Genomic DNA, 26,723 nt, shown 5'->3' with positions numbered 1-26,723 from the left:
TGAGGGGAATGTAAGTTAGCCTTTTTGTAACGACAACAAGTAAGCTTTGGTTCGCGCTGGGTAATTTGTAAAAATTCCGTCTATGCCATACTCAAGCATTAGCGCTATATCTTCTTTCCTATCGACTGTATAAGCATAAATCTTTAGGCCTCTTTTTTTTGCATCCTCTGCAAAAGCCTTATTTATAAAGGTTTTATCTGCATGTACGCTATAAGCGTTTAAATCACTAGCAAACTTTGCATAGTTAATTGGAATAGAAGAAGTAAGGGCGCCTATTTCAAGCCATGGTAGCTTGTTTTTAAGCCACTGTAGTTGATGATGATCAAACGATGATACTAAAATATTGGCTTTCGATATTTTTTTAGCTTCAATGTTTTGTTCTAATTGAGCCACAAACCTTTCTAGTGCAAACGTGTGTTTAAGCTCAATATTTAATAAAGATTTATTGTTATTCCAATCAAACAGCTGCTGAAGAGTAGGGATTTTTTCACCATTTCCAGCATCAAGCTTAGAGAGCTCATGAGCGGTAAAGTTACTCACCCTACCTTTACCGCTGGTGGTTCTATCAAGCCATGAGTCGTGTATTACCATGTAATCATCTAAGGAACTTTGAATATCTACTTCAATACCATCAACATCTACTTTTAACGCTTCTAAAATAGCGCTTTTGGTGTTTTCAGGAAAATCCCCACTGGCACCACGGTGTGCAAATACTTTCATTGTCGAGCCTTTTTAGTGATTGACCACGTTTCAAAACAAGCGGCACTAACTATGAGTGCTCCACCAACTAATGTCATAACAGTAGGACGTTCATGAATAATTACTATAGCCAGTATGGTGCCATAAAGTGGTTGCAAGCAAGAAATTAACCCAGCAGTTGCCGCTGATAAATGCTTTAAACTTGCTGCAAATAACGAGTGCGGTGTAGCTGTAAATATAACACCCGCTACAGCAATTAAAATCAGGTCGTGATTACTAACCTTATACACTGGTACTTCTATAAATGCACACAACATAATGCTTGCCACTAAGGTTTGATAAAACATCGTTTGCGGCCCGCCATATCGGCTAAAGTAGCGCTTATGAGTAATGTTTCTTATTGAAAAAAACAATGCCGATATCACACCTGTTATTACACCTAGGGTTACATCATCGCCTAAGTTTGCACTTGGTACTAATAAGTAAATACCTAAAACAACCACCGCTGCACTTATTATATCTTTTGCTTTTGGCCTGCTTTTATTAAATAAGGGTTCTAAAAACACCGTCATTACGGGATAGCTAAAAAATGCGAGCATTCCAATAGTTATACCGGCCATTTGCATACCAGCAAAATAGGTAACCCAGTGAATACCCACAGCAACACCTAAAAATAATGCAATAAGATAGTCTTTAGGTTTGTTGAGTTTAATTTGTTTTTTTTGAAAATAAAGCATGGCTAAAATAGCCATTCCTGCAATTGCAGTTCTGTAAACGGTAATATCTAAAGCATTTAAACCAATAAGTTTGGCAAATAGAGCGGTCCCGCCAAAAAGTAATACCGCTATGTGTAAATAAATTAAACTTTGTTGCTGAGGCTGCATTTAGTTTCCTTGTTGTACTTTTTGAATATATTAACATTGCTTAAAAATTCTTAAGATGAATTTTTTCCGCATGACAAAAGTCATTAAAGTTGATGACACTTCACACTCTTATTATTTTTGTACGCGGGCATAGTTACCTTACTCAACAGGAGATAATTATGAATTCTTTAATTTTAATCAGCTTAACTATTAATGAAGTGCTAGAGGCGTTAAGTTTTGCGGTTACGTACGCAGATTGCTTTATGCTGGTATGCATTTTTATGTTATTTATATTTATTAATAAAAATAGTGCTATAAGTAAAAATAATATGCCTGAGGTATTAGTATGAGCTCGTTAAGCAGCTTTTCTCAACAAAGCGATAAAGGTTTTTGGAAATATGGACATTTAATTTTTACCGGCTTTTATTTACTCCCGCTAATAATTAATTTTTCGAGCTTTACAGTTAACCAAATTGTTATGTCTTTAGCCTTCTATATTGCTTTTATTCTTTTGTATATAAAAGCAATAAACTGCAAAAGCGCAGGGGTGACTAAGTTATTTGTAGCCATGCTCTTAATTTGTTTTTGCGCTACTTTTTACACCACAGGTACTCCTACTTTATTTGGTTTCGTAGCCTATATAGCAGGCTACTCTTACAGCTCCCGTCAAAGAATTTATGCTGCGATCGCAATTATATTCACGGTTTTATTAAGCACATATATTGGAGATATAGGTAAGGTTCAATACTTTTTAGGCGTTGCTTTGATTCTATGCGCCACATTATTTAGTTACGGTATTGCAGCAAAAAGAGAAAGCTTATACAAAAAGCGCGAACAAGAAAGCGCTAACCAACTAGAGCAATTAGCAGCTATTGCAGAGCGAGAACGAATAGCTCGCGACTTACATGATATTTTAGGCCATTCACTTTCATCTATTGCTCTAAAGGCTGAGCTTGCTAATAAATTAAACCAAGGAGAGCGCTACGCTCAAGCGAATAGCGAAATTGCACAAGTGGCCGATTTGGCAAGGCAGTTACTTAGCGATGTAAGAAGCGCCGTAAGTGATTTAAAACAGCTTAATCTTGTCAGTCAAGTAGCACAGTTAAAGCAAAGGTTAATAGAGCAAGGATTTAACGTTTCATTTAATGTGGTTTTAAATGCTCTGCCCGCTAAAGTAGAGGGTATAGCAGGCCTTATAATTAAAGAGGCAGTTACTAACTTATTACGCCATAGCAACACAAAAAATTGCGAAATAAATATAGAACAAACAGCGCAGCAGTTACTTATAACCGTAATTGACCATGGTCCGTGCAGTACATTGAATTCGGGCAATGGCCTAAATGGTATTAAAGAGCGAGCAGAGCAACTAAATGGCAGTGCAGCATTTACCTGTGGCGATAATTTTACTTTAAAAGTAGTGCTGCCAATTACAGCTAAGGATTTATAATGATCAGAGTATATTTAGTGGAAGATCAGGCGCTTGTACGCGACGCAGTAGCAGCATTGTTAGGGCTTGATTTTAATATTGAGATTATTGGTCAAGCAAGTAACGGGCAAGATGCACTTAATGCAATTGAGGCGCTTGATAGTGATTTACATCCCGATATAATTTTAACCGATATAGAAATGCCAACCATGAATGGTATAGAGCTTAGCGAAAAAATAGCTGTTAAATTTCCTACTATAAAAATGGTTATTATGACTACATTTTCTCGTGCGGGTTATATTAGGCGAGCGCTTACGACTGGCGTTAAAGGTTTTATTTTAAAAGAAGCACCAAGTGAAGAGTTAATAAATGCGCTTAAAAAAGTAATGCAGGGACAAAAGGTAATTGACCCAGAGCTTGCTATTAATGCATTAGACGACGCAGATCCACTTACCGACAAAGAACGAAAAGCCCTTAAACTTGCAAGCGATGGCCTTAAAACAAGCGACATAGCCAAGCAGCTATTTATTAGCGAAGGGACTACGCGTAACTACCTATCGGATTCCATTGCAAAATTAAACGCCACTAACCGCATAGATGCTGCACGTATAGCTAAACAAAAAGGGTGGCTTTAATTAGCGGGTTTATAAATTATAAGCAAAGTATTACTATGTTATGTAAAAGTAACGAACAGCGCTTAAAATTAGCTTAAAAAGCGTTAAAAGAGGTTTTAATGGCAAATTTAATAGAACTAACAACTAAAAATAATATCGCTATACTCACCATGAATACCGCTGAAAACCGCCACAACCCAGCGTTTTTGGCTGAGTTTAATTTACACCTAGACCACATTGAAGCAGAACAAAATATTAAGTCAGTTATTTTAACGTCTTCAAGTGATAAAAACTGGTCATTGGGTATCGACCTTCAATGGATGTCTAATCCAAGTATTTTACCTGCAGCAATTTCAGACTTTATGATTCAAATAAGTGACTTATTTAAACGCATAGTTACTTTTCCTATGCCTATTATTGCTGCGTTAAACGGGCATACCTATGGTAATGGTTCTGTACTTGCGTGTGCGTGCGACTTTAGATTTATGAAATCAGACAAAGGCTTTTTTTGTTTTCCTGAAGTGGATGTAATGGTGCCGTTTGTTCCATCGATGTTTCCTATAATTAATAAAGCAATTTCGCAAACCTTCTTTAATCGTCTAGCTATGTCAGGAGAGCGGGTTGGTGCACAGCTGTTGCTAGAGAACAAAGTAGTTGAAGCTGTGTTTGCAAATAACGACGAACTACAAGCGGGTGTACTTGAGTTTGCCCAGCAATTTAATAAAAATCGTTGGATTTACGCTCAAAATAAAACACAAATGAATAAGCAGATTTTACTTACGATGAAAGAAGAAGACCCAAGCTTTATTGATAATATAAGTAAACTGCTGTGGAAAAACCTACAAAAAAATAGTATAGGTTTTAGCATTGCTACGAGATGACTAAACACTTTGCAGTTAAGGGATCGTTAAGCCCCATTGCGCTAGATTTTTAAACTATACAGCAAGGTAAAAGTGCTTTCTTAAAAGTTTAATAGCTTTTACCTGTCTCATTATAACTATATGGGTTAAAATACCTACATAACCAACTAACAAGATAGTGAATGTCAAACCAAGATCCAAATCTCAGTCGAGAACAAGAAAAGTACGAAAACCCAGTCCCTAGTCGTGAGTTTATACTTACTCACCTTCAAGAGCGTTCAAAGCCTGCTAACTACGCGCAATTATGTGAAGAACTAGCAGTAAACGATGACGAACGCCAAATAGCATTTAAACGCCGCCTTCGCGCTATGGAGCGTGACGGACAGCTGTATTTCAATAAATTTAAATGCTACGCCCTAATTGACGAAGCCGGTTTAACCAAAGGCAAAGTAATAGGCCACAGAGACGGTTTCGGCTTTTTAGAAGTTGAAGGCGAGAGTAAAGATTGGTTTATTGCTAAGCACCAAATGAATATGGTGTTACATGGCGACATTGTACTAGCTAAAGGTACTAAACGTGGTTCTGGCTCAAAATGCGATGCACGTATTATAAAAGTGCTTACTAACGAGCGCGCGCCAATTGTTGGCCGTTACTTTGTTGAGCACGGTGTTGCAGTTGTAGTCGCTGAAGACCCGCGCATAACGCAAGATATAATGATTTTACCAGGCAACGAAAACGGTGCCCGCCATAACCAAATGGTGCAGGTTAAAATTACGCAAAACCCAAGCCGTAACATGAACGCGGTAGGCAAAGTTATAGATGTACTTGGTGAGCATTTAGCCCCAGGTATGGAAATTGAAGTTGCACTGCGCAATCACGTTATTCCACATGTATGGCCAGAAGAAGTTGAAGCACAAGTTGCTCATCTAGGTGAATTTGTTGAAGAAGCTGACAAACAAGGTCGCGTAGATTTACGTGATTTACCACTTGTAACTATTGATGGCGAAGATGCACGCGACTTTGATGACGCCGTATATTGTGAACCTAAAAAATCAGGTGGCTGGCGCTTATGGGTTGCTATTGCTGATGTATCGCATTACGTAGGAATGAACACGCCGCTTAACAAAGAAGCAATTTTGCGTGGTAACTCAGTGTATTTTCCTGAGCAAGTAATTCCGATGCTACCAAAAGTGCTTTCTAACGGATTATGTTCACTTAATCCAAAAGTAGATCGCTTATGTATGGTTGCCGAAATGACCGTGTCGAGCGCGGGTAAACTTTCGGGTTATAAGTTTTACGAAGCGATAATGAACTCGCATGCACGTTTAACTTACACCAAAGTAAATGCCATTTTACGAAACGACGAAAAACTACGCGAAGAATACTCAGCCGTTGTGCCACATTTAACTGATTTACAGCAAATGTACATGGCACTTAAAGCAGCACGCCAAGACCGTGGTGCCATAGAGTTTGAAACCCTAGAAACACGTTTTGTATTTAACGCTCAGCGTAAAATAGAATCAATAGTGCCTGTTATTCGTAACGACGCGCACAAACTCATTGAAGAATGTATGATTTTAGCCAACGTATCAGCGGCTAAAATTCTTGAAAAGCATGAAGCGAGTGCGCTTTATCGTGTGCATGACGAACCAGATCAAGAAAAACTAGGTAACTTTACTAAGTTTTTAGGCGAGTTAGGTATTGAAAGTACATTAAGCGACGAGCCAACACCAAAAGAAATAACGCAAGTATTAGCGCGACTAGGTGACCGCCCAGAAGCTGAACTTATTCAAACTATGTTACTGCGTTCAATGAAACAAGCTGTATATCAGCCAGATAACATTGGTCACTTTGGTTTAGCGTTATCGGCTTACGCGCATTTTACATCGCCAATACGTCGTTACCCAGATTTAGTAGTGCATCGTGCTATTAAAGCAGTAATAAAAGCACAAGGTCAGCAAACGTCTGGCGAATACGCTTACACCGACGATGAAGTTGATCAACTAGGTGAGCAGTGTTCTACAACAGAGCGTCGTGCTGACGATGCAACTCGCGAAGTAGCTGATTGGCTTAAATGTGAGTTTATGCAAGACCATGTAGGTGAAGAGTTTGATGGTGTTATTTCATCGGTTACTAATTTTGGTTTGTTTATTCGTTTAGACGATTTACAAATTGATGGGCTTATACACGTTACTAATTTAGGCGACGAGTTTTTTGCGCATGATGCTGCAAAACACACCCTAATAGGTGAGCACTCTCACAAAGTTTATCGCCTTGGCGATAAAGTAACAGTTAAAGTTGCGTCGGTTAGTTTAGACGATCGCCGTATAAACTTAACGCTTAAAGGCGATGTTGCACAAGACAGATACTCACGTCGTCGTGCACCAAAAAAAGGTTCAGGTAAGTCTGAGCATGCGCCAGCAAGTGTGCGTTCGCAATTAAAAGCAGGCAAAGTACCAGGTAAAAAGTCGCACAGCGATGACAAACCAAAAGGTAAAAAAAAGCCAGCAAATAAAGATAAAGGCAAGCCTGCAAATAAGTCTGCAACAAAATCTGCAGATAAAAAAGCAGCAGACACTGCCGTAAAGAAAAAACCAAAGAAGAAGGCCGTTAAAAAGCCTAAAAGAGCAGGCAAAAATGCCCGCAAACGTACTAGCCCAGGAGCAGACAATACGTGAGTAATGAATTAATTTTTGGCTTTCATTCTGTTGAAGCAATTTTAGAAAGCGAACCAGAGCGCTTTGTAGAAATTTACGCCCTTAAAGGCCGTGACGACAAACGCTCAACTCCGATTATTGATGAAGCACGTAAATTTGGTATTTCAGTACAGTTTATGCAGCGTAAAGCCCTTGATAGCAAATCAAAGGGTGAGCAGCATCAAGGTATTATTGCTAACGTAAAAGCAGCGCCAACATTTAATGAAAAAGATCTTGATGCGATAATCGCTCGTGAAGACACACCGTTTTTACTTGTGCTTGATGGTATTACCGATCCGCATAATTTAGGTGCATGCTTACGTAGTGCAGACGCGGCAGGTGTTCACGCTGTGATTGTACCTAAAGATAAATCGGCTAAGCTTAACGGTACTACACGTAAAGTGGCCTGTGGCGCAGCCGAAACAGTACCGCTTATTCAAGTGACTAACCTTGCACGTACGCTTCGCGAAATTAAAGATGCAGGCGTATGGGTTGTAGGTACCGCTGGCGAAACTGATAACCACGTATTTGATGCAAGCTTAACGGGGCCAATGGCTATTGTTATGGGCGCAGAGGGCGAGGGCATGCGACGCTTAACGCGTGAGCATTGCGATATGCTTGTTAAAATCCCAATGGCGGGTACTGTTTCAAGCTTAAACGTATCGGTAGCCACGGGTATTTGTTTGTTTGAAGTATTACGCCAACGTAACGCAAATAACTAATATATAAAACGATAAGTTTTATGTATTAAAAAGCCGAGATTGAAATTCAATCTCGGCTTTTTTGTGTCTGTAATTTACGCTTTTAATTTTATATCAATTGATGCTCTATTATAGCGATAGGAAAATAACTCTATAGCAAGACAAAAATAACGAAATATAGTTGTTCTTATATGAGTTATTTTTAACGCAGCTAGAGAGCTATTTAACTCGTTAGAATGAGTAAGTGTAGCCCATCTGTACAGTACGTGGCTTACCTGGTTGAATGCCACCGTTTGAACGGTTAGCAACGTATGTTTTATCAAACAAGTTATCAACGCTTAGGTATACTTTTTGATTTTCATCGATTAAGTATTTAGCAGCTAAATCCCATACTACGCGGCTATCAATTGCGTTTAAGCCCGCCTCAGTTAAGTTAGCATGCGCATCAGATACGTAACGTATTTGGCTGTTAACTACAAACGCAGAAAACTCAGCACCTAACGATAACGCTACTTGGTTTTCTGGTACGTAAGGCATTGCATCGCCTTTTTCTACCGCGCCCCAAATTTCTGAATCAAAATCGTTTTTAAACTCAGAGTCTGTGTAGGTGTACGTTAATTTAACTGGGAACATCGCTGTATCAGTTGCAAAAGTACGTGCTGCACTAAATTCAAAGCCTGCTACTTCTACTTCACCGTAGTTGTATTGGTCGCCAATGTTGTCGTCGCTACAACCAACCGCTGCAGTACAGTTACCGTGCATGTTGTCGTAGTCTGAGTAAAAGGCAATTACTTCACCGCTAGAGCCATCCATATTAAAGCGAGAGCCAAACTCAATGTTTACACTTTCTTCTTCTTGGTCAGCATTACCAGGTGCTGCTGGTGCATACCCTTTTTGAATGCCCGCAAGTAGCGTTACGTTTTCGTTAAGCGTGTAAGTAGCACCTAACGACGGCACTAAAATTTCAGTGTCGTTCGACACATCTTTAGTTAAACCGTTGCTGCGTGTTGGATCTGATTTAGACCACTCTTCACGCGTAATAGTAATGTCTTCATAACGAAGACCAGCACTTACTACTAATGCGTCAATTGTCCACTCGTCTTGAATAAACAAGGTGCTTGCTTCTGCGCTATCTACGCGGTTGCTATCAGAGCCCGGAACGCCTTGCTCTGTAAGCGTTAAGCTTAGGTCTTGATTAAGTGTGTATTTGTCTTCCCATTGAAAACGATCCATTTCGTCTTCGTGGTAACGTACGCCAACAGTCACATAGTGATCGCCTGCCGGAATATGTAATTCAGACTGAATACCTTTAGCTTGGTAATCGCGGTTATTAGCTTTAACGCCAATACCTTCAATGCCTTCGCTTGTTGGGTTTGCTTCAAAATCGCTGTACTGCTCAAGAGTACTTAAACCTACGCTGCTGGCTTTATACCAGTTACGGTGAAAATCGTTTAAGTAAGCCGTAGCTAAAAACTCATAGCCATCACCAAAACGGTACGCGTAGTTAAGTTGGTATGCGTTGTGGCGCGTATTCATTTCATCGTTTTGACCAAACGTATGGCCAAACTTTAATAGTAAATCTGTTTTTTCAAAGCCGGTGTTGTCATTGCCTACTGGCAGCTCTTTAAAGCCGTCTGCGCCGTAAGTAAATACTTCAATTAAACCTGCTGTGTTATTTTTTTCTTTACCAAAGTAAGCGTGGCCTTTGTAGTAACCGTCGCTACCAAGGGCTGCATCTACCATACCTTTTGAGCTATTTGGCTCAGTTGGTAAGCTGCGCGAAAGTAAGTTTAAAACACCACCCGTAGTACGCGGGCCGTACTTAACTGAGGCTGCGCCTTTTAATACTTCAATAGATTCCATACGACCCATAGTAGGGAAGTAGTATGCAGAAGGTGCTGAATATGGTGCTGGTGCAACTAATACACCGTCTTCCATTACTGATATTTTATCGTTACGGCCAGTACCTGTACCGCGCATACCAATATTAGGACGAAGGCCATAACCGTCTTCTTCAGAAATAAACGTAGCTGAACCAGGAATATCGTTAATTGCTTGCTGAGAGCCAATAACAGTGATTTGTTCAAAGCGTTTTTCTTTATTGCTGGTGTCTTTTGCTATTGCAGTAGCACTAAAAGACAAAGCAATCGCAGTTGCCAAAGTAGATACTAAAAACTTAGGGTTCATTGTGTTCCTAATCATGTCAATTATCTTAATTGGCGTAATTTAAACACGTTAACGAATACGAATTAATGTTATTAAGTACTTAATTATTCAGTTTAATAGAACTAAAAGCACCTACTTATGCAACTTTGTTAACTAAATTGTTTCTTTTGTATTAGTTTGTAATTGCTTTACTCGTTATAAAGTTTTGATTAGCTATAACCTAAACGTAGCGCTATAAACTCCGCGAGCTTATCTACTGCATGATCCGATTCACCCGAACTTTTAATTAAACTAATACCAATATTACCAAGAGTGGGTAAATGTTTGGTTTGAACCTGATAGTTAAGCTCACTCGGTACTGTACTTTTGGCAAGTACCGTAATACCTAAGCCTTCTTTTAATGCAGCAATAAGGCCGGTTAAATCGGCGTTGCTATAAACTATTCGGTATTTAATGCCTGCACTTTTTAATGCATCAGTAGCACGGCGACGATAAATACACCCCTCTGGTGCGGTAACTAGGGTAACCACCTCGTTATGCGCAAGTGAAAGGTCGCCCACCCACACTAGTTCGTCTTGCATAAAAATAGGAAACTTATCAGAGTTGAGTCGCTCATTTAGCGCAAGTACTAAATCAAACTGATCTTGGCGAGAAGCCGAAAGCAAATGCTTACTTAAACGCGACTTAACCTCTAACGACACCTCAGGGTAGAGCGCCACAAAGTCGCCAATAATTGAGGGTAAAATACGCGCTGCAAATTCGCTCGGAATACCCAAGCGCACTTTACCTGCAATGTTTTCTGAGGTGAACTGCTGCAAAATAGCATCGTTGTGTTGCATCATTTGTTTTGCCAAAGGCAATAATAACTCGCCGTACTGGTTTAATACTTGGCGCTGCCCTTGTTTTTTAAATAGTTTATAGCCAAGCACGTCTTCTAAGCGCTTTATTTGCAAACTTACAGCAGGTTGCGACAGGCCAAGTAAATCGCCTGCTTTAGCAAAACCACCTATTTCAACTACCATTACAAAAGTACGTAAACCGTCTGTTGATATGTTTTTCATATTTAAAATTACAATTTATATGGCTATATATATAAGTATTATTTATCAATTGATAAATAATTACAATTTGTTGTTGATAGGCGTGGGCAATATACTTTTGTAATCAAAAATACACAGGTGTTTGTTATGACTTTTAACCCAATAATGTTTGCCCGCCACAGCAACGCAAGTAGTGCGGTTACTAACGCTTTGCAAACTAACAACAATCACGTTGTAATGGATTTTAGCGGCACCGAAACCAGTGTATTTTTAAGCACTATTTTAGGCCTTGATTTAACTAAGCTTACCGCCAGTGGTTTAGGCTTAAAAGGCACGCTTGATGGCGACTATAATTCTGACTACAGTTTTGCTGTTTATTACTTTAGCGAAACCGCCTTTAGATTCGTACTGCCACACAACGCAAGCCTTCAACTACAAGCACTTATAAACGAGCAACAACTACGTTTTGATATTGATTATGTAGTACGCACCGACCTAGCAAGCTTTATTTTAAGTGGCGACAACGCGTTTGATACTCTAGTAAATGCTTTTAAATTAACACCCGGTTTGCGCCTTTCTGACGCGCAACTTTGCTACGGTGCACAAAGCGGTGATGTATTTATTACCGCCATTGATAAAAACGACGAACAACACTTTGTATTAGTCGCTAAACAACAAGAATTACAAAAATGGCAAAGCTACATGCAAGCGCAAGGTTTTGCACTTATGCATAGTGAAGCCGCATAACGAATACAAACAACAGGCGAGCATAACAATGTTTACCTGTTTTTATATCTATTTAAGCCACGCCCTAAACAGGGTTAATTTAAACGTGAAGGAATGTTATGACTTCTAAAACTGTACTACATGCTAAGCACCTAGAAGCGGGCGCAAAAATGGTTGATTTTCATGGCTGGGAAATGCCAATCAACTACGGCTCACAAATAGAAGAACACAATAGCGTGCGTACCGACGCTGGTATGTTTGATGTATCACACATGACAATTGTTGATATTAAAGGGCCTCAAGCACAAGCATTTTTACGTAAGCTAGTAGCTAACGACGTTGCAAAATTAACCGTACCAGGTAAAGCGCTTTACACAGGCATGCTTAACGAGCAAGGCGGTGTAATAGACGACTTAATTATTTATTTCTTTAGCGAAACCTTTTACCGCCTAGTTGTTAACTCAGCAACGCGCGAAAAAGACCTAGCGCATTTAGCTAACGTATCGAGCGACTTTGACGTCACTGTTACAGAGCGCCCAGAGTTTGCAATGATTGCAGTGCAAGGGCCTAACGCTAAAGCAAAAACAGCTACTCTTTTAAATGCTGAGCAACAAGCCGCTGTTGAAGGTATGAAGCCGTTTTTTGGTGTTCAAGTAGGTGATTTATTTATTGCCACAACGGGTTATACTGGCGAAGACGGTTACGAAATAGTAGTACCGAACGACCAAGCAGCCGATTTATGGCAACAACTGCTAGACGCAGGTGTTAAGCCTGCTGGTTTAGGCGCACGCGACACGCTACGTTTAGAAGCAGGTATGAACCTTTACGGCCTAGATATGGACGAAAGCGTATCACCACTTGCAGCTAACATGGCATGGACCATTGCATGGGAACCAGAAGATCGTGACTTTATTGGTCGTGACGTACTTGTTAAGCAACGCGCAGAAAAAAGCACTGACAAACTAGTTGGCTTAGTGTTTGAAGAAAAAGGCGTTTTGCGTAGCGGTTCTAAAGTAATTGTTGATGGTGGTGAAGGGGTTATTACCTCAGGTACTTTCTCACCAACACTTGGTTTTAGTGTAGCCCTTGCACGTGTACCACGTTCAACAGGCGATACAGCTCAAGTAGAAATGCGTAAAAAATTAGTAAACGTTAAAGTAGTAAAGCCTAGCTTTGTACGTAACGGTAAATCAATAATTTAAATAATTTGGTTATATCAATCAGTGTAATTACAGTGATTGATATCCTCCCAATATAAACCAAAGGACAAATAAAATGAGCAACATTCCTAGCGAGTTAAAATACGCACCTTCACACGAGTGGGTTCGTAACGAAGGCGACGGTACATTTACTGTTGGTATTTCTGAGCATGCACAAGAACTTCTTGGCGACATGGTATTTGTTGAATTACCAGAAGTTGGCGACGAAGTAGACGCTGGCGAAGACTGTGCAGTAGCAGAGTCAGTTAAAGCAGCATCAGACATTTACGCACCTATCAGTGGCGAAATTGTTGCTATTAACGAAGAACTTGAAGACTCTCCTGAAACGGTAAACAACGACGCTTACGGCGACGGTTGGTTATTCCGTATTAAAGCATCTGACGAGTCTGAGCTAGACAACTTATTAGACGCTGAAGGTTACTCGCACACTATCGACGAAGAATAATTATTCTTTGTAGATAACTAAAAGCCCCGCGTGTTTTATTTAGATATCGGGGCTTTTATGATTTTACAGTTAACTTTTCCATACAAAGTAAGCTGTTAAATCATAAGAATTTTAAGTTATTGCTATTTACCCATCAGCAGTAGCCACATTTTTTGGATCATAGGAATCTGGACACATGTCAAACGCCAAATCTCTTGAAGAACTAGAGCAAAAGCAAGATTTTATTCGCCGCCATATTGGGCCAAGCCCAGCACAAGTAAGCGATATGCTAAGTGCTTTAGAAGTATCGAGTGTGCAAGAGCTCATTGACCAAACTGTACCGGCTAGCATTCGTCTAGAGCAGCCGCTAACAGTTGGACAAAGCCGTACTGAAGTTGAAACACTAAGCTACTTAAAATCAGTAGCCAGCAAAAATAAAGTTTTCAAATCGTACATTGGCCAAGGCTACCACCCAACTAACGTACCGCACGTAATTTTACGTAACGTACTAGAAAACCCAGGTTGGTATACAGCGTACACACCGTATCAGCCAGAGATTGCTCAAGGGCGTTTAGAATCATTATTAAACTTCCAAACTATGACCCTAGATTTAACTGGTCTTGATTTAGCAAGTGCGTCACTACTTGACGAATCAACAGCCGCTGCAGAGGCTATGGGCCTTGCAAAACGCGTATCAAAAGCTAAAAAAGCCAATGCCTTTTTTATTGCCGACGACGTACACACACAAACAATCGACGTAGTAACAACGCGTGCCGAGCAGTTTGGTTTTGAAATAATTGTAGGTAAAGCAGAAGATGCCGTAAACCACGACATTTTTGGTGCATTGTTCCAATACCCAACTACATCAGGCGAAGTGGTAGATATAACTGACCTAATTGCTGGCGTACAAAGCAAAAAGGCCATTGCCTGTGTTGCTGCCGACATAATGAGTTTATTACTATTAAAAGCACCGGGTAAACTAGGCGCAGACGTAGTACTTGGTTCGGCTCAACGTTTTGGCGTACCTATGGGTTACGGCGGTCCACACGCTGCATTTTTTGCAACACGTGACGCATACAAACGTTCATTACCAGGTCGTATTATTGGTGTATCTAAAGACCGTTTAGGTAACGACGCACTACGTATGGCAATGCAAACGCGCGAACAGCACATTCGCCGCGACAAAGCCAACTCAAACATTTGTACAGCACAAGTATTACTTGCCAACATGGCAGCGTTTTACGCGGTGTACCACGGCCCACAAGGCTTAAAAACTATCGCGCAGCGTATACATCGCTTTGCTGATATTTTAGCAAGTGGTCTTAAAGCTAAAGGCATCGCACTTAAGCACAGCACTTGGTTTGATACACTAACAGTAGTAAGCGACAGCAAAGACGACGTAATAGCGCGTGCAATTGCAAAAGGCGTAAACTTTGCAACAAATCACGAAGGCGAGTATTCAATTTCGGTATCAGAGACAACAACACGCGCCGATATTACTGAGTTATTCGATATTATTTTAGGCGAAGGCCATGGCCTAAGTGTTGACGCTATTGCAGCCGACGTTGAAGCAAATGGCAGCGAGTCAATCCCTGCAAGTTTAGTACGTGACGATGAAGTACTAACGCATCCAAACTTTAACAGCTACCACAGCGAAACAGACATGCTTCGCTACATTAAGCGACTAGAAAGCAAAGATTTATCGCTTAATCACTCAATGATCTCGTTAGGCTCATGTACCATGAAACTAAACGCGACTGCTGAGATGATCCCAATTACGTGGCCTGAGTTTGCAAACCTTCACCCATTCTGCCCGCTTGATCAAGCAGAGGGTTACCAAATAATGATTGGCGAGTTACACGACTGGCTAGTAAACATTACCGGTTACGATGCAGTATCACTTCAGCCAAACTCTGGTGCACAAGGTGAATACGCAGGCTTAATCGCGATTCGTAAATACCACGAGTCACGCGGCGATGCACACCGTAATGTATGTTTGATCCCAAGCTCTGCGCACGGTACTAACCCTGCATCAGCGCAAATGGCGAGCATGAAAATTGTGGTAGTTAACTGCGACAAAAACGGTAACGTAGACATGAGCGACCTTAAAGCGAAAGCTGAGGAAGTGTCTGAAAACTTATCGTGCATCATGATCACATACCCGTCTACGCACGGTGTATACGAGGAAACAATTCGCGAAATTTGTGACATTATTCATGAGCACGGCGGCCAAGTTTACATGGACGGCGCAAACATGAACGCGCAAGTTGGCGTAACAAGCCCAGGCTTTATTGGCTCAGACGTATCGCACTTAAACTTGCATAAAACGTTTTGTATTCCACACGGTGGCGGTGGTCCAGGTGTTGGCCCAATTGGTGTTAAATCGCACCTTGCGCCGTTTATGCCAAACCATAGCGTAATTAACGTACCAGGTACTAACATCGGTAACGGTGCGGTATCGGCAGCGCCTTACGGCTCAGCCGCTATTTTACCTATTTCATGGGCTTACATCACCATGATGGGTTCAGAGGGCTTAAAGCAAGCTACTGAAATGGCCATTGTTAATGCTAACTACTTAACACACGAGCTAAGCAAGTACTTCCCAATTTTGTACCGTGGTCGTAACAACCGTGTTGCTCACGAATGTATTGTTGACTTACGCCCGCTTAAAGAGCAATCAGGCATTACTGAAATGGACGTAGCTAAGCGCTTGCAAGATTACGGCTTCCATTCACCAACTATGTCGTTCCCAGTAGCTGGCACATTAATGATTGAGCCAACTGAGTCAGAATCAAAAGGTGAGATTGACCGCTTTATCGAAGCAATGGTGTCAATTAAAGGCGAAATTGAAAAAGTAATTTCTGGCGAATGGTCAATCGAAAACAACCCGCTAGTGTTTGCACCACATACACAAGGCGACGTGTTAGGTAACGAATGGGACCGCGCGTACGACCGTTTTTACGCTGCATTTCCAGTGCCTGCAGTGGCTAAAAACAAGTTTTGGCCAACCGTTACACGTATTGATGACGTATACGGCGACCGTAACTTAGTATGTTCATGCCCTGCGGTTGAGACATATAGAGATTGATAATTTTTAAAATTTCCAATTAAAGATTGGGAATTTATCAAAATTATAAAAGCCGTTGCAGCGATGCAGCGGTTTTTTTGTGTGTGGTGATTCCTAACAAATCACAACTATACTTACTCGCTCAAAAGCCAAGAGTATGTGTTATTTGTTATAGGCGTTTAGCTTGCTGACGCGTTGATTGTTAAATCAAAATTCGGTAACCCTTAAATAAAATTGCACGTGTGTAGCCCTTGGGCTACAATTGTTTTATGAAATATCGTATTAAGAAAACCGACGAGTTCGATAAATGGCTTAAAAAGCTCAAAGATCGTCAAGCTTTTATGGCGATAGCTAAACGTATTACACGTGCCATAAATGGAAACTTTGGCGATAGTGAATCTGTTGGTGGTGGCATATCTGAAATGCGAATTTTCGTAGGGAAAGGCTATCGTGTTTATTACATAATTAGAGGCGGTGAAGTTATTTTACTACTCAATGGTGGACACAAAGGCACACAAGGTAAAGACATTACCAAAGCAAAAGCCCTTTTAAGTGAATTGGAGTAATTACTATGGCGCTACAAACATCAGATTTTAACCCGTTTGACTATATGGAAACACAGCAAGAAATTAATACATTTTTAGAAGAGTGTTTAGCTGATGATGATCCAAATACCTTTATTGAAGCACTTGGCTTATTAGTTAAAAAGCATGGCGTGAGTGATATTGCTAAAGCAACGGGGCTAAACCGTGAAAGCTTATATAAAGCAGTTAACGGTAAAACTAAACCACGTTGGGAAACTATTTTTAAAGTGATGAAAGCACTTAACTTTCGCCTTACAACACAAGTTGCATAGGCTAGGTAGAGTGAAACGAAGCCCAACAATTCACAAATATACTTACTCGCTTAAAAGCCAAGAGTATGTGTTATTAGTTGTAGGCGTTTAGCTTGCTGACGCGCGGGCGATAGCCCGAATAAGTATTTAAATAGGTGCTTGAGGTTACTATTACAGATAACGCGAATACGTTTGGCACTTTTTAAAGATTAGAAACCTTATTCAAGGTTTTGTCGCGCTGGCGACGGCAGCCAAAGAGGGGCTGCCGCTGGTCCCTCTCTGGACGCTCTCAGCGCACCCGAGCATCACGCTTAATCCTTCAATGCACAATTGATGTGAACGTAAACGGCGAAGATAGGCCATCCATGGCCTAATTTCGCCTTATCGCGCATCCATGCGCGACATCACTCATCAATTGTTTATTTTCAGGGCGTGATGACGGGGAAGGGTGTTAAACGTGAGGTTGGTGTTTGGTCATAGCAAAATGCAATATTTATCAACAAATATCTTGATGTATGAAGTCAAAATTTCCCCCTCTGGCTTGCTGAGCTCATAAATTAAAAAGCGAACCATAGATGGTTCGCCTTTCTAAGAAAAAATGAAGTACAGTTAGCTGTCTATTAGTTGTTTTTTATAATTTTCTCCAGTTCTGAAGCTTGCCTTAACAAAAATTGCTGATATTTTTGGATGTTAACTAGGTTTTTTGCATCGTAGCCATCTTTTATTTGATTCTGTTTTTCTGCTTTTGTAAGCATATTTCGTGCTACTTGATTAAGTTGAACTGCTTGTTTTATGTCTACATCGGTTAATTTTCTGGCTTTGTGGTATCTCGCCATTGCTTTCCTAAGTAAAGCAAATGATAAAGTTCTACCTAATGTAACTGAGTTATCAATGTAAGAGTCTGCAATTTGTAATTCATCTAAGCGGTAATATATTAACGCTAAGGTTACGACAGCATCACAATTTTTCGGATTAAGTTGTATAGCTTTTTCAGCTATATTCTTTGCTCGATTAAAAAAATCGGTTTTATTTAGTAAAAGCAAGGCGAAACGATCGTGTAAAGCCGAGTTTAAAGGATCTTCTTCGAGCGCCAACTCAAACATATCTATAGCTAATTGAGTATTACCTTTATCTGACTCTACTTTAGCTGCCTTTGCATATTCATTTCTAAATGCTTCAGCAACTCGGTCTCTTCTGTAAGCTTGCTCAATATCGTGTCTTTTAGAGCTATATAGGTCTACTTCAGAGGCCAAGCGCTGCATTTTTTCTTGTATCTCTTTAGGTTGCTCATTTAGTTTCTTTTGAAAAAAACGATGGGCTAGATCTGCCAACTCTAATTCGTAATAAGAACCGTAATCAGTGATTGTAGAGAAGTGGGTTTCAGAAAGGCTTGCTTGAAACTCGCTATGTTGAATTTCAACAAATTGGCAGGCACGGCTAACAGAGTATTTATCTAAAGGGCACGTTAGAGAGACGATGACATAAAAAGCTTCTTTTTGTAAATCAGTTATACGTTCCCATGCGTCTTCATACAAAAACTCTAATAGCTCGTCATTTGATTTTCTATATAAATTTTCCAAAGCTTGCTCTATACCAACTTTAGCTCTGCCAATATAAACGGCAAGCGCTTCTAAAAGTATTGGTTTTTTCATTAGCTTTCTGGAAACTTTCCTTAAATTTGATTCTCCAGCTTTGGTTATTGACTCTGCATTATGTTCTTTAGCGAGAGCTTTTAGTAAGTTTACGCATTCTGATTCAGATAAACCTTCTATTAAAACTTGTTTCGCTTCAATACTTTCCTGTCGTCTTGATGTGATAATTACTCTACCGATAGTTTTACCTATTAGCTCTATTAACCGGCCTAATTCTTTTGTTTGTTGTGACGTGGTAGCTAGTGTTTCGGTATTATCTAAAATAATTAATATATCATCTCTAGTAAGCTTATTGCTCTTAAGCTCATTAGCAGCTTTATCAACGAGAGCTCTTCCACTAGTCTTATACCATTCGGAAGGTAAAACAGTGAATAGGCACTTAAGTAGCTCTCTTATACTTTCATCAATTACAGGTTCAACACTAGTATAATAAGTTAACCCTTCAGAGGTCCATCTAGTTTTTTTTGCAGTGTAATAGCAAATTACGCTAGGTAGTTCCCTGTTTATATTTAGATCCCCTTCCAACAATAGGTTTAGAGCTTCAAGCACTAAGGTTGTTTTACCATACCCCCCATCCCCATATATTAAGCACCTCCTAGAGTCCTCATCCTCCAACCAGTCTTTAAGAAGGCCTATTTCGTTTTGCCTCCCTTCAAAGTTGTCTGTTAGTCTAACTGGAATATTGTGTTCTAATATTTGTTCAACTTCATTATTTAGAACTTCTACAATTTTATATATATCGGCAACACTTTCTAAATTAGCAAATACATTTGACTCTATTAGATCTATTGTTCTTACTTCTGAATTTGTATTAGATAAGAGCTGAACCTTCATTTTCCATCCTGAAGGTTTCTGGACTACTTTTGAAATTACAACTGCGTGGTTGTTGACTAAAAGTGGAGTTTTAATGTTTAGGTCGCTTTTATTAAAAGAGATTTTTAGTTTATCTTTAGGCTGAACTTCGGGAATAGCTTGTTTGAATATATCAAGACAAGAGATTATTAACGATTGAGTTTTCTCAGACCATTTTTTAGTTTTTTGCTGATCTAAAACTCCATGTGCACTGAAAGTATTTCTGAACTCAACCCACTCTTGTAATTGCTTACTAATACAGGGATTGTGTCTAGCTGTCGCTTCAAACCACCCAGTTAAAAACCGAGGATCAACAAAGCTACGGATAATAGTAATGGTTTTATCAAGAATCTGTATTGGCATTCCATCAGATGGAGTGCGAAACCTTTCAATTAATTCATCAAGAGCGGGATCATCAGTAGGTGTTAATTCTTTTACCACTTCTAATGAAGTCGTTCCACATAATTGCAAAAGAGATCTCAATATTGCGGTTAGAAACGACAACTTCTCGCTTGGGTTTTTTAAATTTTCAGCATGAGCTAGTTGTTGTTGATAAATATTTATCATTTTAATCCTATCTATTTTTATTATTGTCTCAGTTATCAACCAGTGTTATATAAGTTTTAAAAAACTAATGGGGCAAATCTTAATTTTATTTATCAAAGGTCTAGATTTATAGTTTACTGCATATAAAGTTAATTGCTACAAATCCAAAAGATGACCCATTTGAAACTTAAGGCGCCAAACTTTTATTACACATCAAGTACCTAGGTTTTTAGTTTATTGCTCATCGAGTTAATTTCTCTGTCGAGACCACGACGAGTAGAGTTTAAGAATGCGTTTACCATGTGATTAACCGTGTGAGAGTGCGTGAGAAAATAAAGGGCAATGTTATTGCCTTTCTTTATACGCTTAAACTGGTAGTTATAAACTATAGCGCGACTAAGCTTTGCTCTAGCATTGCCTTTATTTGTTTTACTATTTTAGCTTCTGTTTCAGGTTCGAACTGTTGTATACGTGGGGTATGAATATGCCCTGTAGGTATACTTGAATTAAGCGCATCGCGTAGGCGAATACTCCTATACGATATTTCGTTAGACAGGTAACCACCGCCGCCGCCATTTACCGCAATACTATTTTTAAGCTCGCCGTACGAACCCGCTTTATAGGTTTTTTCAAGCGTGGTGACTTCGTGATTGTCGATAACTTTATAAGGGCCTTTAGCTTGTTGCATGTAATTTACTGGCAAGCTAAATTTTACAAACTCGTTGCCCGGGAGTGGTCGGCCATTAAGTTTTGGTATTACTGGGCTTGTTTGCGTTCCACCATACACAATATTGGCATTATCGGGGGCGGTTACACTGCGGCGTTTACCTGGGAAACGCTCTAAATCAAATTCTGTTCTGCCCATACTTACGGTTACTACCATGTCTACATTATTAAGTGCGTAGTAAGGGGCAAGTAGTGATTCTATTATACCTTGATCAAAGTCTTCGTAGCGTACAGGCACCATAACGGTGTTAATTTCTGCGCTTATGCCGTTGTAATTAATAACTTGGCCGTCGAGTAATAACGCCGCAACACCTGAGGGGTTACTTTGGTTTATGTTTTTATCGAGTAAAAAAGGGTCAAAGCCTGTAAGTAATATTTTTTTAGTGCTGCCTGATGAAAAAGTAAGATCGGTACGTCCTCTGCTGCCTTCTTCAAGTAGGGTTAGTAAAGTATTTAGTTGAGCCTGCGTAATTGAAAATTTAGGTGACGTTGTGCGTATTACTTTGCTTGAAAGCAGGCGTGCCCAGTAGAGCTCTCGGTCGTCGTAGTTATTGGTTTTTATTATGCGTTGTTTTGCGTTTTCCCATAGTTCAAAGCTAAAGCTTTGTACTAATATTTTTGCACTTTTAAAGTCGTTTAATTCTTTAAATTGTTGCTCAAAACTTGATACTTGTGAGGTAAATGCATTTAAAACATTTGGCATTGCAGATTGGGCTTTGTTGATACGCTGTTCTTCAACAGTTAAAGGATTACTTAAAGCAGCGAATGAAGAGGCTATTAAGCTGGTCGCTAATAATACTTTGATCATAATATTCCTAATATAAGGCTATTTTTTATGTGTAATTTACTATCCTACTATTGCTAACTTAGGGCAACCGATTAACGTTGAATCGACTGAAATTTGCTTTTGCCGTGCATTAGTATTGTTGAACGGCCAATTAGTATCATCGGCTAATAAAAATCCCTGAGTCAAAAATTGATCTTTATAGGTACTACTTTAAGCTCTAATAAAAGTAAAAAACCGTAGCATTAATGCTACGGTTTTTCATTATAGTTTTATGCGCTTCGGCTACACGAGTAAAAGGCTTTATACCCCTTTAAAAACCTCGTTTTAATCGTCAGGCCCTTTGAGCGTAAATTTTAAATGTTTACGCATATCTTTTAAAATAACGCCTTTTTTAAGCATTGCGCCGCTTAAACGCTTTTGCCACTTTAATAAATCAGGCTCTGCGACGGCTAAGGCTTGCTCGTTTTCAAACTGAAAGCACAGCAGTAATGAACTTGGAAATAAGTGATATTCCACATCAAACCAGCATTGCAGCATGCCTGGGAGCTCAGCGCGGCCTTGTTCTTCTAATTTTTCGGCAGTATTAAGTACAAGTGCTTGCTGTTTTATTTGCACTGCAGAGAGTTTTTTCATTATTAAAATCCAAGTTAGCGGCTAAAAAATGCAGCCGGAATGTGGGCATTATACGCAAGCTTGTAGGCAGGCAACAACTTTGAAAGGGAGTTAATGTGTTTTAACTCTATGGTTAAATAACCTTGTTTGAGGTTTTTTTAAGTTGCTTGCGACAACACAGGAGTAGCTGTCGCAAGCCGCCTTTTGAGCCTCTCCGTATTACGTTTAATACTTATAAGAGGTATTAATTGGGACGGTTTATTTGGAGCGGCGCTTGTCTAGTACGTAGCGTACGGCCATTCTTGCAACACCCGCACCAATACCTGAGACTACTGCCCATGTAACGGCCTCTTTAAGATCTGTTTCTTCGCTTGGTCTATCTTTTGGTGCTGGTTCGTTGGTAACCTTTTCCCACGATTTTTGTAAAGTTTTCCTTGTTAACATACCTGCAGATGCAGCGGCCAGACCTATACCTATTGTCGTAATTAGCTGTTTATTACTCATATTATCCTCGATTATTTAGTTGTAACTTGAGTTATTAATAGGTAACTCTTTAAGTAAGAACAGTATTAACAGCAATTTATATACCGATAGGCTTAAAATAGGTATTACGAGAAACACAAAGCATTTATATCTACCCGCAATAATACCAATCAATTTGAAGCATTAGCCTGATGCTAACTTAGTTGAGGGGTGGTGGTTATAGAGCAACCAATACCGTGGCATTAGTTAGAATATTAAGCTAAAGATTACTCTACTGTTGTTAGGGTATTTCTTAAGTTAGTAACTCAGTACCTAGTAAGGCGTCAATATAGGCGAGCTCTTCGCTAAAAATGCCATTCAAAAAAGCGTTTTGCTCAATTATTACAGCGTCATTAGGTTGGGCTTTGTATTCTTGTTGGCATCTTGTAAGCTCGCTGGCTAGCCATTGGCAGGCGTTGCTAGCTATGTTTATTGCCGTTTTTAAAAATGATGACCATTTTATTTTTTGTAAATTAAAGCGATAAAGCATAACTGCAATAGCCCCATAAGCTTGTTGCTCAAGCGAAGGTACATCTTCACTATTTACTGAAAGGCGACTTAAAAGCTTGGTATTAATTAGCGATTGTTGAAGTGCAGCTTGCTGTGATTGACTTAAAAAGTTGTTTTCGTAATCCATGGCCGGCCTATATCTGCTAATAGCAGGGCAATATAAAAAGGAGATTTAGCACAGTATTTTACGATTTATGCGCACCGAAAAATTAGCCGTAGTGATAACAAAATTAGGCTGACTCTTTACTGAATTAATAAAACACAATTGTAACTGGGTAGGGGGTTGAAGAGGGTAAGCGTCTTTTTTAACCTTTAAAGCGTATGAAAAAATGCTCTTTTGGTGTTTTTAATTTTATTGTTAAGCACGGTAATAACCATAAACAAAAGAGTAATAAAAACCTCCCTTTATTTCGTAAGGCGTTTTTTTGTAGATAGGAGTTTTTTACAAAATTTGGCAATTTTTACTCTAACAATGAAAGGGTTAGTTATGGGTTTTGTTTTATCTTATTGATTTTAAATAGTAAATTTATTGGTTTGGGTTTTGCTTAGTAGTAAGTGTATTTTCTTAAATAAATAAAGGAGTTATTATGAGTACCGTTATTACTGGGTTATTCGAAAGTGCATCACAAGCAACACTCGCAATTTATAGATTAGAAGCTTTAGGTATTAATGAAGCTAACATAAGCATTGTAGCCAATGACTCATACGCAAAGGAAGATTTTGCTGTAGACGAAGGTACAAAAGCGGCTGAAGGTGGCCTTGTAGGCGCGGCTTCAGGTGGTATTCTTGCTGCTATTATTGGCGGTTTTACTGCAGTGGGTACTGTAGCAACAGGTGGTACGGGCTTATTAGTTGCCGGACCATTAGTCGCAGCATTTGCAGCTGGTGGTGCAGGCGCCGCAGTAGGTGGTACTTTAGGCGCTGCAATTGGTGCGTTTATCCCTGAGCACGAAATTAAATATTATGAAGATGCCATTGAAAAGGGCTCTATATTAATTGGTGTTAAGTACGATAGTGACAACAAAAACGCTATTGAAGAAATACTTAACAATGCAGGCGCAAGTAACGTTTCTACGGCTTAACGCTAACTAATTAGTTTCAAAATTAATTATAAAGGTGAAACTTAGTTTCACCTTTTTTTTCGTTTTTTTAACTTGGTTTTTTGAGCTGGATCGTTGGTAATCTCCTTTTATGAGTTTTGTAAAGTTGCCATTTTGTTTGTAAATATGCCTTGGTTTTTGCTCAATCTTTGGCTGAAAGTCAGTTTTGTTAGTTAATTAGCTACTTATTTAAGTTTAATAAAAACTATAAATTTACTTTCTAATCAATAAATTAAAAATAAATTGTTCATAAATAATGTTTTCGCGTAGGGCTGGTATATACATTGAAACTACTTGTTTAATAGTCGCTTAATTTAGCGTTATTGTTTTATTAATTTGATACTAAACGAGGAGATGATGATGAGTTGTTTACAGTTTGATTCAAACGCTAAAAGATCTTTAACCCGCGTTTTAAAACCCACTTTTGCAATATTACTTACTGGCGTGTTACTACAAAATAGCGCATTGGCTAATGTAAAAGTTCAAATGCACCAAGTAACTAAGTCAGGCCAAGGGCAATCACTAGGTACTATTACACTAACAGAAAATGATAACGGTGTTGTTTTTTCACCAAGTTTAAAAGGTTTAACACCGGGGCAGCATGGTTTTCATGTTCACCAATTTGCTAGTTGTGAACCCAAGAAAAAAGGCGAGAAAGTTGTGCCGGGGGGCGCCGCTGGTGGGCATTTCGATCCAAAAGCTAGCGAGCATCATGATGCTCCTTGGGGGGATGGCCATTTAGGCGATTTACCGGCGTTGTATGTAAATGAAAGTGGCCAAGCTAAATCGCCTGTTTTAGCGCCAAGGCTCACGCTTGAAAAACTTAAACAACACGCAGTAATGATTCACGAAGGAAGTGATAACTATGCAGATAAGCCAAAGCCATTAGGTGGCGGTGGCAAACGTGTTGCTTGTGGCGTAATTGAGTAAATACAAGGAGAAAGTTATGCCATATAAAAATCGTGATGAATTACCTGAGTCGGTAAAAAGTAACTTACCTAAACATGCTCAAGAGATATATCAAGAGGCGTTTAATAGTGCATGGGATACCTATGAAGACCCAAGCGATAGAATAAACGATGATGACCGCGAAACAACAGCGCACAAAGTAGCTTGGTCAGCGGTTAAAAACAGTTATAGCAAAAATGATAATGGAAATTGGGTAAAGTCGAGTAACTAGCTTTGATCAAACTAATAACAAAGCTAACGCATTAAAAAGCCGCTGTAGCTGATGCAGCTGATATAGCGGCTTTTTATATACTCGTTTTATAGTTGCGCTGTTTATACAATACTTTGCATTATGTTTGAGTAAAAACTGGTAATCAAAACCATAAGTACTGCTTTAAACACGAATGTGAGTTTGGTCTAAATTTACGTTATTATTTATTTGTATTAGCCAATCAGAGAACACTTTGAATTATTTAGCTCATCTTTATTTAGCACAGCCTACAGCCGATTCTCACTTTGGGAACTTGTTGGGCGACTTTGGTGGTAAAAGGCATGTAGAACACTTATCAAATACGGTTATAAACGGGCTCGATAACCACTATTTAGTCGATAAATTTACCGACTCTCACCGCGCAGTAAAACACGCTAAACAGTACTTTTCACCCGAGCGTAAGCGCTTTGCTGGTGTAGCTATTGATGTGGTGTTTGATCATTTTTTAATTGTGCATTGGCAACGATTTAGCAAGCAACCTTTAAGTGATTTTAAGTACACCAGCTATCAGCTTTTAAATAACCGTATACCTGTTATGCCAGCGCGAATGCAGCATGTTGTAACAAGCATGACTAAAAACGATTGGTTTAAAGAATACGAAACCATAGATGGAATAGGGCTAGCACTTGATAATATTGCCAAGCGTATTCGCTTTACGAACACTTTTGCGGGCGCGGCTGATGATATAACTCGTAACTACAATGAATTAGAAGCCGTGTTTTTAGCGTTCTTCCCGGAGCTAATTAAGCATGTGAATGAGTTTGACCTTGAAAGCACCTCAAAAAATGGCATAAAGCGCATTATTTAAAGTTTTCATCAATTGTTAATCTTTTGTGATAAGTTAAGATGAAAAAAACGCT

The 26,723-nt window shown here is 39.4% G+C and carries 25 protein-coding genes; 16 read left to right on the top strand and 9 right to left on the bottom strand.

Annotation, left to right across the window (positions count from 1 at the left end; all coding sequences use genetic code 11):
* Positions 1-15: 15 nt before the first annotated feature.
* Both I6F10_RS00745 and I6F10_RS00740 read right to left on the bottom strand, forming a co-directional pair.
* Positions 16-720: a glycerophosphodiester phosphodiesterase gene (locus I6F10_RS00745; RefSeq protein WP_197098200.1), complete on the bottom strand. Its 705-nt coding sequence runs from the start codon at positions 718-720 to the stop codon at positions 16-18.
* The gene (locus I6F10_RS00740; RefSeq protein WP_197098198.1) at positions 717-1,583 is read right to left on the bottom strand and encodes a DMT family transporter; all 867 of its coding nucleotides are present in this window, start codon (positions 1,581-1,583) and stop codon (positions 717-719) included. The genes I6F10_RS00745 and I6F10_RS00740 overlap by 4 nt, the downstream gene beginning before the upstream one ends.
* Before the next feature lie 158 nt (positions 1,584-1,741).
* Between I6F10_RS00740 and I6F10_RS00735 the strand changes: the two genes are divergently transcribed.
* The 6 genes from I6F10_RS00735 to rlmB all read left to right on the top strand — a co-directional run bounded on the left by I6F10_RS00735 (position 1,742) and on the right by rlmB (position 7,880).
* A complete protein-coding gene (locus I6F10_RS00735) occupies positions 1,742-1,912 on the top strand; it encodes a hypothetical protein (RefSeq protein WP_197098196.1) in 171 nt (56 codons plus the stop codon).
* On the top strand, positions 1,909-3,009 hold the full coding sequence (locus I6F10_RS00730) for a sensor histidine kinase (RefSeq protein ID WP_197098194.1): 1,101 nt from the start codon (positions 1,909-1,911) through the stop codon (positions 3,007-3,009). Before I6F10_RS00735 ends, I6F10_RS00730 begins: the two co-directional genes overlap by 4 nt.
* On the top strand, positions 3,009-3,623 hold the full coding sequence (locus I6F10_RS00725; protein WP_197098192.1) for a response regulator transcription factor: 615 nt from the start codon (positions 3,009-3,011) through the stop codon (positions 3,621-3,623). The genes I6F10_RS00730 and I6F10_RS00725 overlap by 1 nt, the downstream gene beginning before the upstream one ends.
* 98 nt (positions 3,624-3,721) lie before the next feature.
* Positions 3,722-4,483 (top strand): enoyl-CoA hydratase/isomerase family protein, encoded by a 762-nt coding sequence (locus I6F10_RS00720; RefSeq protein WP_197098190.1) that lies wholly within the window; start codon positions 3,722-3,724, stop codon positions 4,481-4,483.
* Between the two features lie 161 nt (positions 4,484-4,644).
* Positions 4,645-7,140: a ribonuclease R gene (gene rnr / locus I6F10_RS00715; protein WP_197098188.1), complete on the top strand. Its 2,496-nt coding sequence runs from the start codon at positions 4,645-4,647 to the stop codon at positions 7,138-7,140.
* Positions 7,137-7,880: a 23S rRNA (guanosine(2251)-2'-O)-methyltransferase RlmB gene (gene rlmB, locus I6F10_RS00710; RefSeq protein ID WP_165743125.1), complete on the top strand. Its 744-nt coding sequence runs from the start codon at positions 7,137-7,139 to the stop codon at positions 7,878-7,880. The genes rnr and rlmB overlap by 4 nt, the downstream gene beginning before the upstream one ends.
* 210 nt (positions 7,881-8,090) lie before the next feature.
* On the opposite strand, the gene I6F10_RS00705 is transcribed toward rlmB, so the two are convergent.
* Positions 8,091-10,046 (bottom strand): TonB-dependent receptor family protein, encoded by a 1,956-nt coding sequence (locus tag I6F10_RS00705; RefSeq protein WP_197098186.1) that lies wholly within the window; start codon positions 10,044-10,046, stop codon positions 8,091-8,093.
* Between the two features lie 188 nt (positions 10,047-10,234).
* Entirely contained in the window at positions 10,235-11,086 is an 852-nt protein-coding gene (locus tag I6F10_RS00700; RefSeq protein ID WP_165743127.1) for a LysR family transcriptional regulator, read from the bottom strand.
* Between the two features lie 126 nt (positions 11,087-11,212).
* Between I6F10_RS00700 and I6F10_RS00695 the strand changes: the two genes are divergently transcribed.
* From I6F10_RS00695 to I6F10_RS00670, 6 genes are all read left to right on the top strand, one after another.
* Positions 11,213-11,812 carry a hypothetical protein gene (locus tag I6F10_RS00695; protein WP_002958026.1) on the top strand — a complete coding sequence of 200 codons (600 nt, stop codon included), beginning with the start codon at positions 11,213-11,215 and terminating at the stop codon, positions 11,810-11,812.
* Between the two features lie 98 nt (positions 11,813-11,910).
* A complete protein-coding gene (gene gcvT, locus I6F10_RS00690) occupies positions 11,911-12,993 on the top strand; it encodes a glycine cleavage system aminomethyltransferase GcvT (protein ID WP_165743128.1) in 1,083 nt (360 codons plus the stop codon).
* Positions 12,994-13,066: 73 nt separating this feature from the next.
* Positions 13,067-13,456 (top strand): glycine cleavage system protein GcvH, encoded by a 390-nt coding sequence (gene gcvH, locus I6F10_RS00685; RefSeq protein WP_002958029.1) that lies wholly within the window; start codon positions 13,067-13,069, stop codon positions 13,454-13,456.
* A gap of 175 nt (positions 13,457-13,631) precedes the next feature.
* On the top strand, positions 13,632-16,523 hold the full coding sequence (gene gcvP / locus I6F10_RS00680; RefSeq protein ID WP_165743129.1) for an aminomethyl-transferring glycine dehydrogenase: 2,892 nt from the start codon (positions 13,632-13,634) through the stop codon (positions 16,521-16,523).
* Between the two features lie 248 nt (positions 16,524-16,771).
* Complete coding sequence (locus tag I6F10_RS00675) at positions 16,772-17,068, top strand: type II toxin-antitoxin system RelE/ParE family toxin (protein WP_165743130.1); 297 nt, start codon at positions 16,772-16,774, stop codon at positions 17,066-17,068.
* A 5-nt stretch (positions 17,069-17,073) separates the two neighbouring features.
* Entirely contained in the window at positions 17,074-17,358 is a 285-nt protein-coding gene (locus I6F10_RS00670; RefSeq protein WP_007579952.1) for an addiction module antidote protein, read from the top strand.
* 599 nt (positions 17,359-17,957) lie between these two features.
* Here the strand turns inward: I6F10_RS00670 and I6F10_RS00665 are convergent.
* The 5 genes from I6F10_RS00665 to I6F10_RS00645 form a co-directional block, all read right to left on the bottom strand.
* Positions 17,958-20,408 carry a tetratricopeptide repeat protein gene (locus I6F10_RS00665; protein ID WP_165743131.1) on the bottom strand — a complete coding sequence of 817 codons (2,451 nt, stop codon included), beginning with the start codon at positions 20,406-20,408 and terminating at the stop codon, positions 17,958-17,960.
* Positions 20,409-20,772: 364 nt separating this feature from the next.
* The gene (locus I6F10_RS00660; RefSeq protein WP_165743132.1) at positions 20,773-21,921 is read right to left on the bottom strand and encodes a hypothetical protein; all 1,149 of its coding nucleotides are present in this window, start codon (positions 21,919-21,921) and stop codon (positions 20,773-20,775) included.
* Positions 21,922-22,224: 303 nt separating this feature from the next.
* Positions 22,225-22,533 carry a hypothetical protein gene (locus tag I6F10_RS00655; protein ID WP_165743133.1) on the bottom strand — a complete coding sequence of 103 codons (309 nt, stop codon included), beginning with the start codon at positions 22,531-22,533 and terminating at the stop codon, positions 22,225-22,227.
* 237 nt (positions 22,534-22,770) lie between these two features.
* Positions 22,771-23,016 carry a DUF4235 domain-containing protein gene (locus tag I6F10_RS00650; protein ID WP_002958040.1) on the bottom strand — a complete coding sequence of 82 codons (246 nt, stop codon included), beginning with the start codon at positions 23,014-23,016 and terminating at the stop codon, positions 22,771-22,773.
* Between the two features lie 271 nt (positions 23,017-23,287).
* Positions 23,288-23,671: a hypothetical protein gene (locus tag I6F10_RS00645; RefSeq protein ID WP_165743134.1), complete on the bottom strand. Its 384-nt coding sequence runs from the start codon at positions 23,669-23,671 to the stop codon at positions 23,288-23,290.
* A gap of 460 nt (positions 23,672-24,131) precedes the next feature.
* Here I6F10_RS00645 and I6F10_RS00640 point away from each other — a divergent pair, with 460 nt between their 5' ends.
* The 4 genes from I6F10_RS00640 to I6F10_RS00625 all read left to right on the top strand — a co-directional run bounded on the left by I6F10_RS00640 (position 24,132) and on the right by I6F10_RS00625 (position 26,671).
* Positions 24,132-24,626: a general stress protein gene (locus I6F10_RS00640; RefSeq protein ID WP_024604742.1), complete on the top strand. Its 495-nt coding sequence runs from the start codon at positions 24,132-24,134 to the stop codon at positions 24,624-24,626.
* Positions 24,627-25,004: 378 nt separating this feature from the next.
* On the top strand, positions 25,005-25,574 hold the full coding sequence (gene sodC / locus I6F10_RS00635; protein WP_197098184.1) for a superoxide dismutase family protein: 570 nt from the start codon (positions 25,005-25,007) through the stop codon (positions 25,572-25,574).
* Between the two features lie 16 nt (positions 25,575-25,590).
* Positions 25,591-25,824 carry a ChaB family protein gene (locus I6F10_RS00630; RefSeq protein ID WP_165743135.1) on the top strand — a complete coding sequence of 78 codons (234 nt, stop codon included), beginning with the start codon at positions 25,591-25,593 and terminating at the stop codon, positions 25,822-25,824.
* A gap of 232 nt (positions 25,825-26,056) precedes the next feature.
* Positions 26,057-26,671, top strand: a complete 615-nt coding sequence (locus tag I6F10_RS00625; RefSeq protein ID WP_165743136.1) for an acyl carrier protein phosphodiesterase — start codon at positions 26,057-26,059, stop codon at positions 26,669-26,671.
* Positions 26,672-26,723 lie beyond the last annotated feature (52 nt).

This window comes from Pseudoalteromonas sp. SWYJZ98 (assembly GCF_015864495.1).
Lineage (GTDB): Bacteria > Pseudomonadota > Gammaproteobacteria > Enterobacterales > Alteromonadaceae > Pseudoalteromonas > Pseudoalteromonas distincta.
The sequence above is the reverse complement of the archived record's forward strand: the minus strand, read 5'-3'. Positions and strand labels throughout refer to the sequence as shown.

Bases quoted from the DNA above. Each gene is read 5' to 3' on its own strand.
- I6F10_RS00725 (WP_197098192.1), top strand. From the start codon at position 3,009: ATGATCAGAGTATATTTAGTGGAAGATCAGGCGCTTGTACGCGACGCA.
- sodC (WP_197098184.1), top strand. From the start codon at position 25,005: ATGAGTTGTTTACAGTTTGATTCAAACGCTAAAAGATCTTTAACCCGC.
- gcvT (WP_165743128.1), top strand. From the start codon at position 11,911: ATGACTTCTAAAACTGTACTACATGCTAAGCACCTAGAAGCGGGCGCA.
- I6F10_RS00745 (WP_197098200.1), bottom strand. From the start codon at position 720: ATGAAAGTATTTGCACACCGTGGTGCCAGTGGGGATTTTCCTGAAAAC.
- gcvP (WP_165743129.1), top strand. From the start codon at position 13,632: ATGTCAAACGCCAAATCTCTTGAAGAACTAGAGCAAAAGCAAGATTTT.
- I6F10_RS00730 (WP_197098194.1), top strand. From the start codon at position 1,909: ATGAGCTCGTTAAGCAGCTTTTCTCAACAAAGCGATAAAGGTTTTTGG.
- I6F10_RS00660 (WP_165743132.1), bottom strand. From the start codon at position 21,921: ATGATCAAAGTATTATTAGCGACCAGCTTAATAGCCTCTTCATTCGCT.
- I6F10_RS00665 (WP_165743131.1), bottom strand. From the start codon at position 20,408: ATGATAAATATTTATCAACAACAACTAGCTCATGCTGAAAATTTAAAA.
- I6F10_RS00630 (WP_165743135.1), top strand. From the start codon at position 25,591: ATGCCATATAAAAATCGTGATGAATTACCTGAGTCGGTAAAAAGTAAC.
- gcvH (WP_002958029.1), top strand. From the start codon at position 13,067: ATGAGCAACATTCCTAGCGAGTTAAAATACGCACCTTCACACGAGTGG.
- rnr (WP_197098188.1), top strand. From the start codon at position 4,645: ATGTCAAACCAAGATCCAAATCTCAGTCGAGAACAAGAAAAGTACGAA.
- I6F10_RS00670 (WP_007579952.1), top strand. From the start codon at position 17,074: ATGGCGCTACAAACATCAGATTTTAACCCGTTTGACTATATGGAAACA.
- I6F10_RS00675 (WP_165743130.1), top strand. From the start codon at position 16,772: ATGAAATATCGTATTAAGAAAACCGACGAGTTCGATAAATGGCTTAAA.
- I6F10_RS00640 (WP_024604742.1), top strand. From the start codon at position 24,132: ATGAGTACCGTTATTACTGGGTTATTCGAAAGTGCATCACAAGCAACA.
- I6F10_RS00735 (WP_197098196.1), top strand. From the start codon at position 1,742: ATGAATTCTTTAATTTTAATCAGCTTAACTATTAATGAAGTGCTAGAG.
- I6F10_RS00655 (WP_165743133.1), bottom strand. From the start codon at position 22,533: ATGAAAAAACTCTCTGCAGTGCAAATAAAACAGCAAGCACTTGTACTT.
- I6F10_RS00650 (WP_002958040.1), bottom strand. From the start codon at position 23,016: ATGAGTAATAAACAGCTAATTACGACAATAGGTATAGGTCTGGCCGCT.
- I6F10_RS00700 (WP_165743127.1), bottom strand. From the start codon at position 11,086: ATGAAAAACATATCAACAGACGGTTTACGTACTTTTGTAATGGTAGTT.
- I6F10_RS00720 (WP_197098190.1), top strand. From the start codon at position 3,722: ATGGCAAATTTAATAGAACTAACAACTAAAAATAATATCGCTATACTC.
- I6F10_RS00695 (WP_002958026.1), top strand. From the start codon at position 11,213: ATGACTTTTAACCCAATAATGTTTGCCCGCCACAGCAACGCAAGTAGT.
- I6F10_RS00645 (WP_165743134.1), bottom strand. From the start codon at position 23,671: ATGGATTACGAAAACAACTTTTTAAGTCAATCACAGCAAGCTGCACTT.
- I6F10_RS00740 (WP_197098198.1), bottom strand. From the start codon at position 1,583: ATGCAGCCTCAGCAACAAAGTTTAATTTATTTACACATAGCGGTATTA.
- I6F10_RS00705 (WP_197098186.1), bottom strand. From the start codon at position 10,046: ATGAACCCTAAGTTTTTAGTATCTACTTTGGCAACTGCGATTGCTTTG.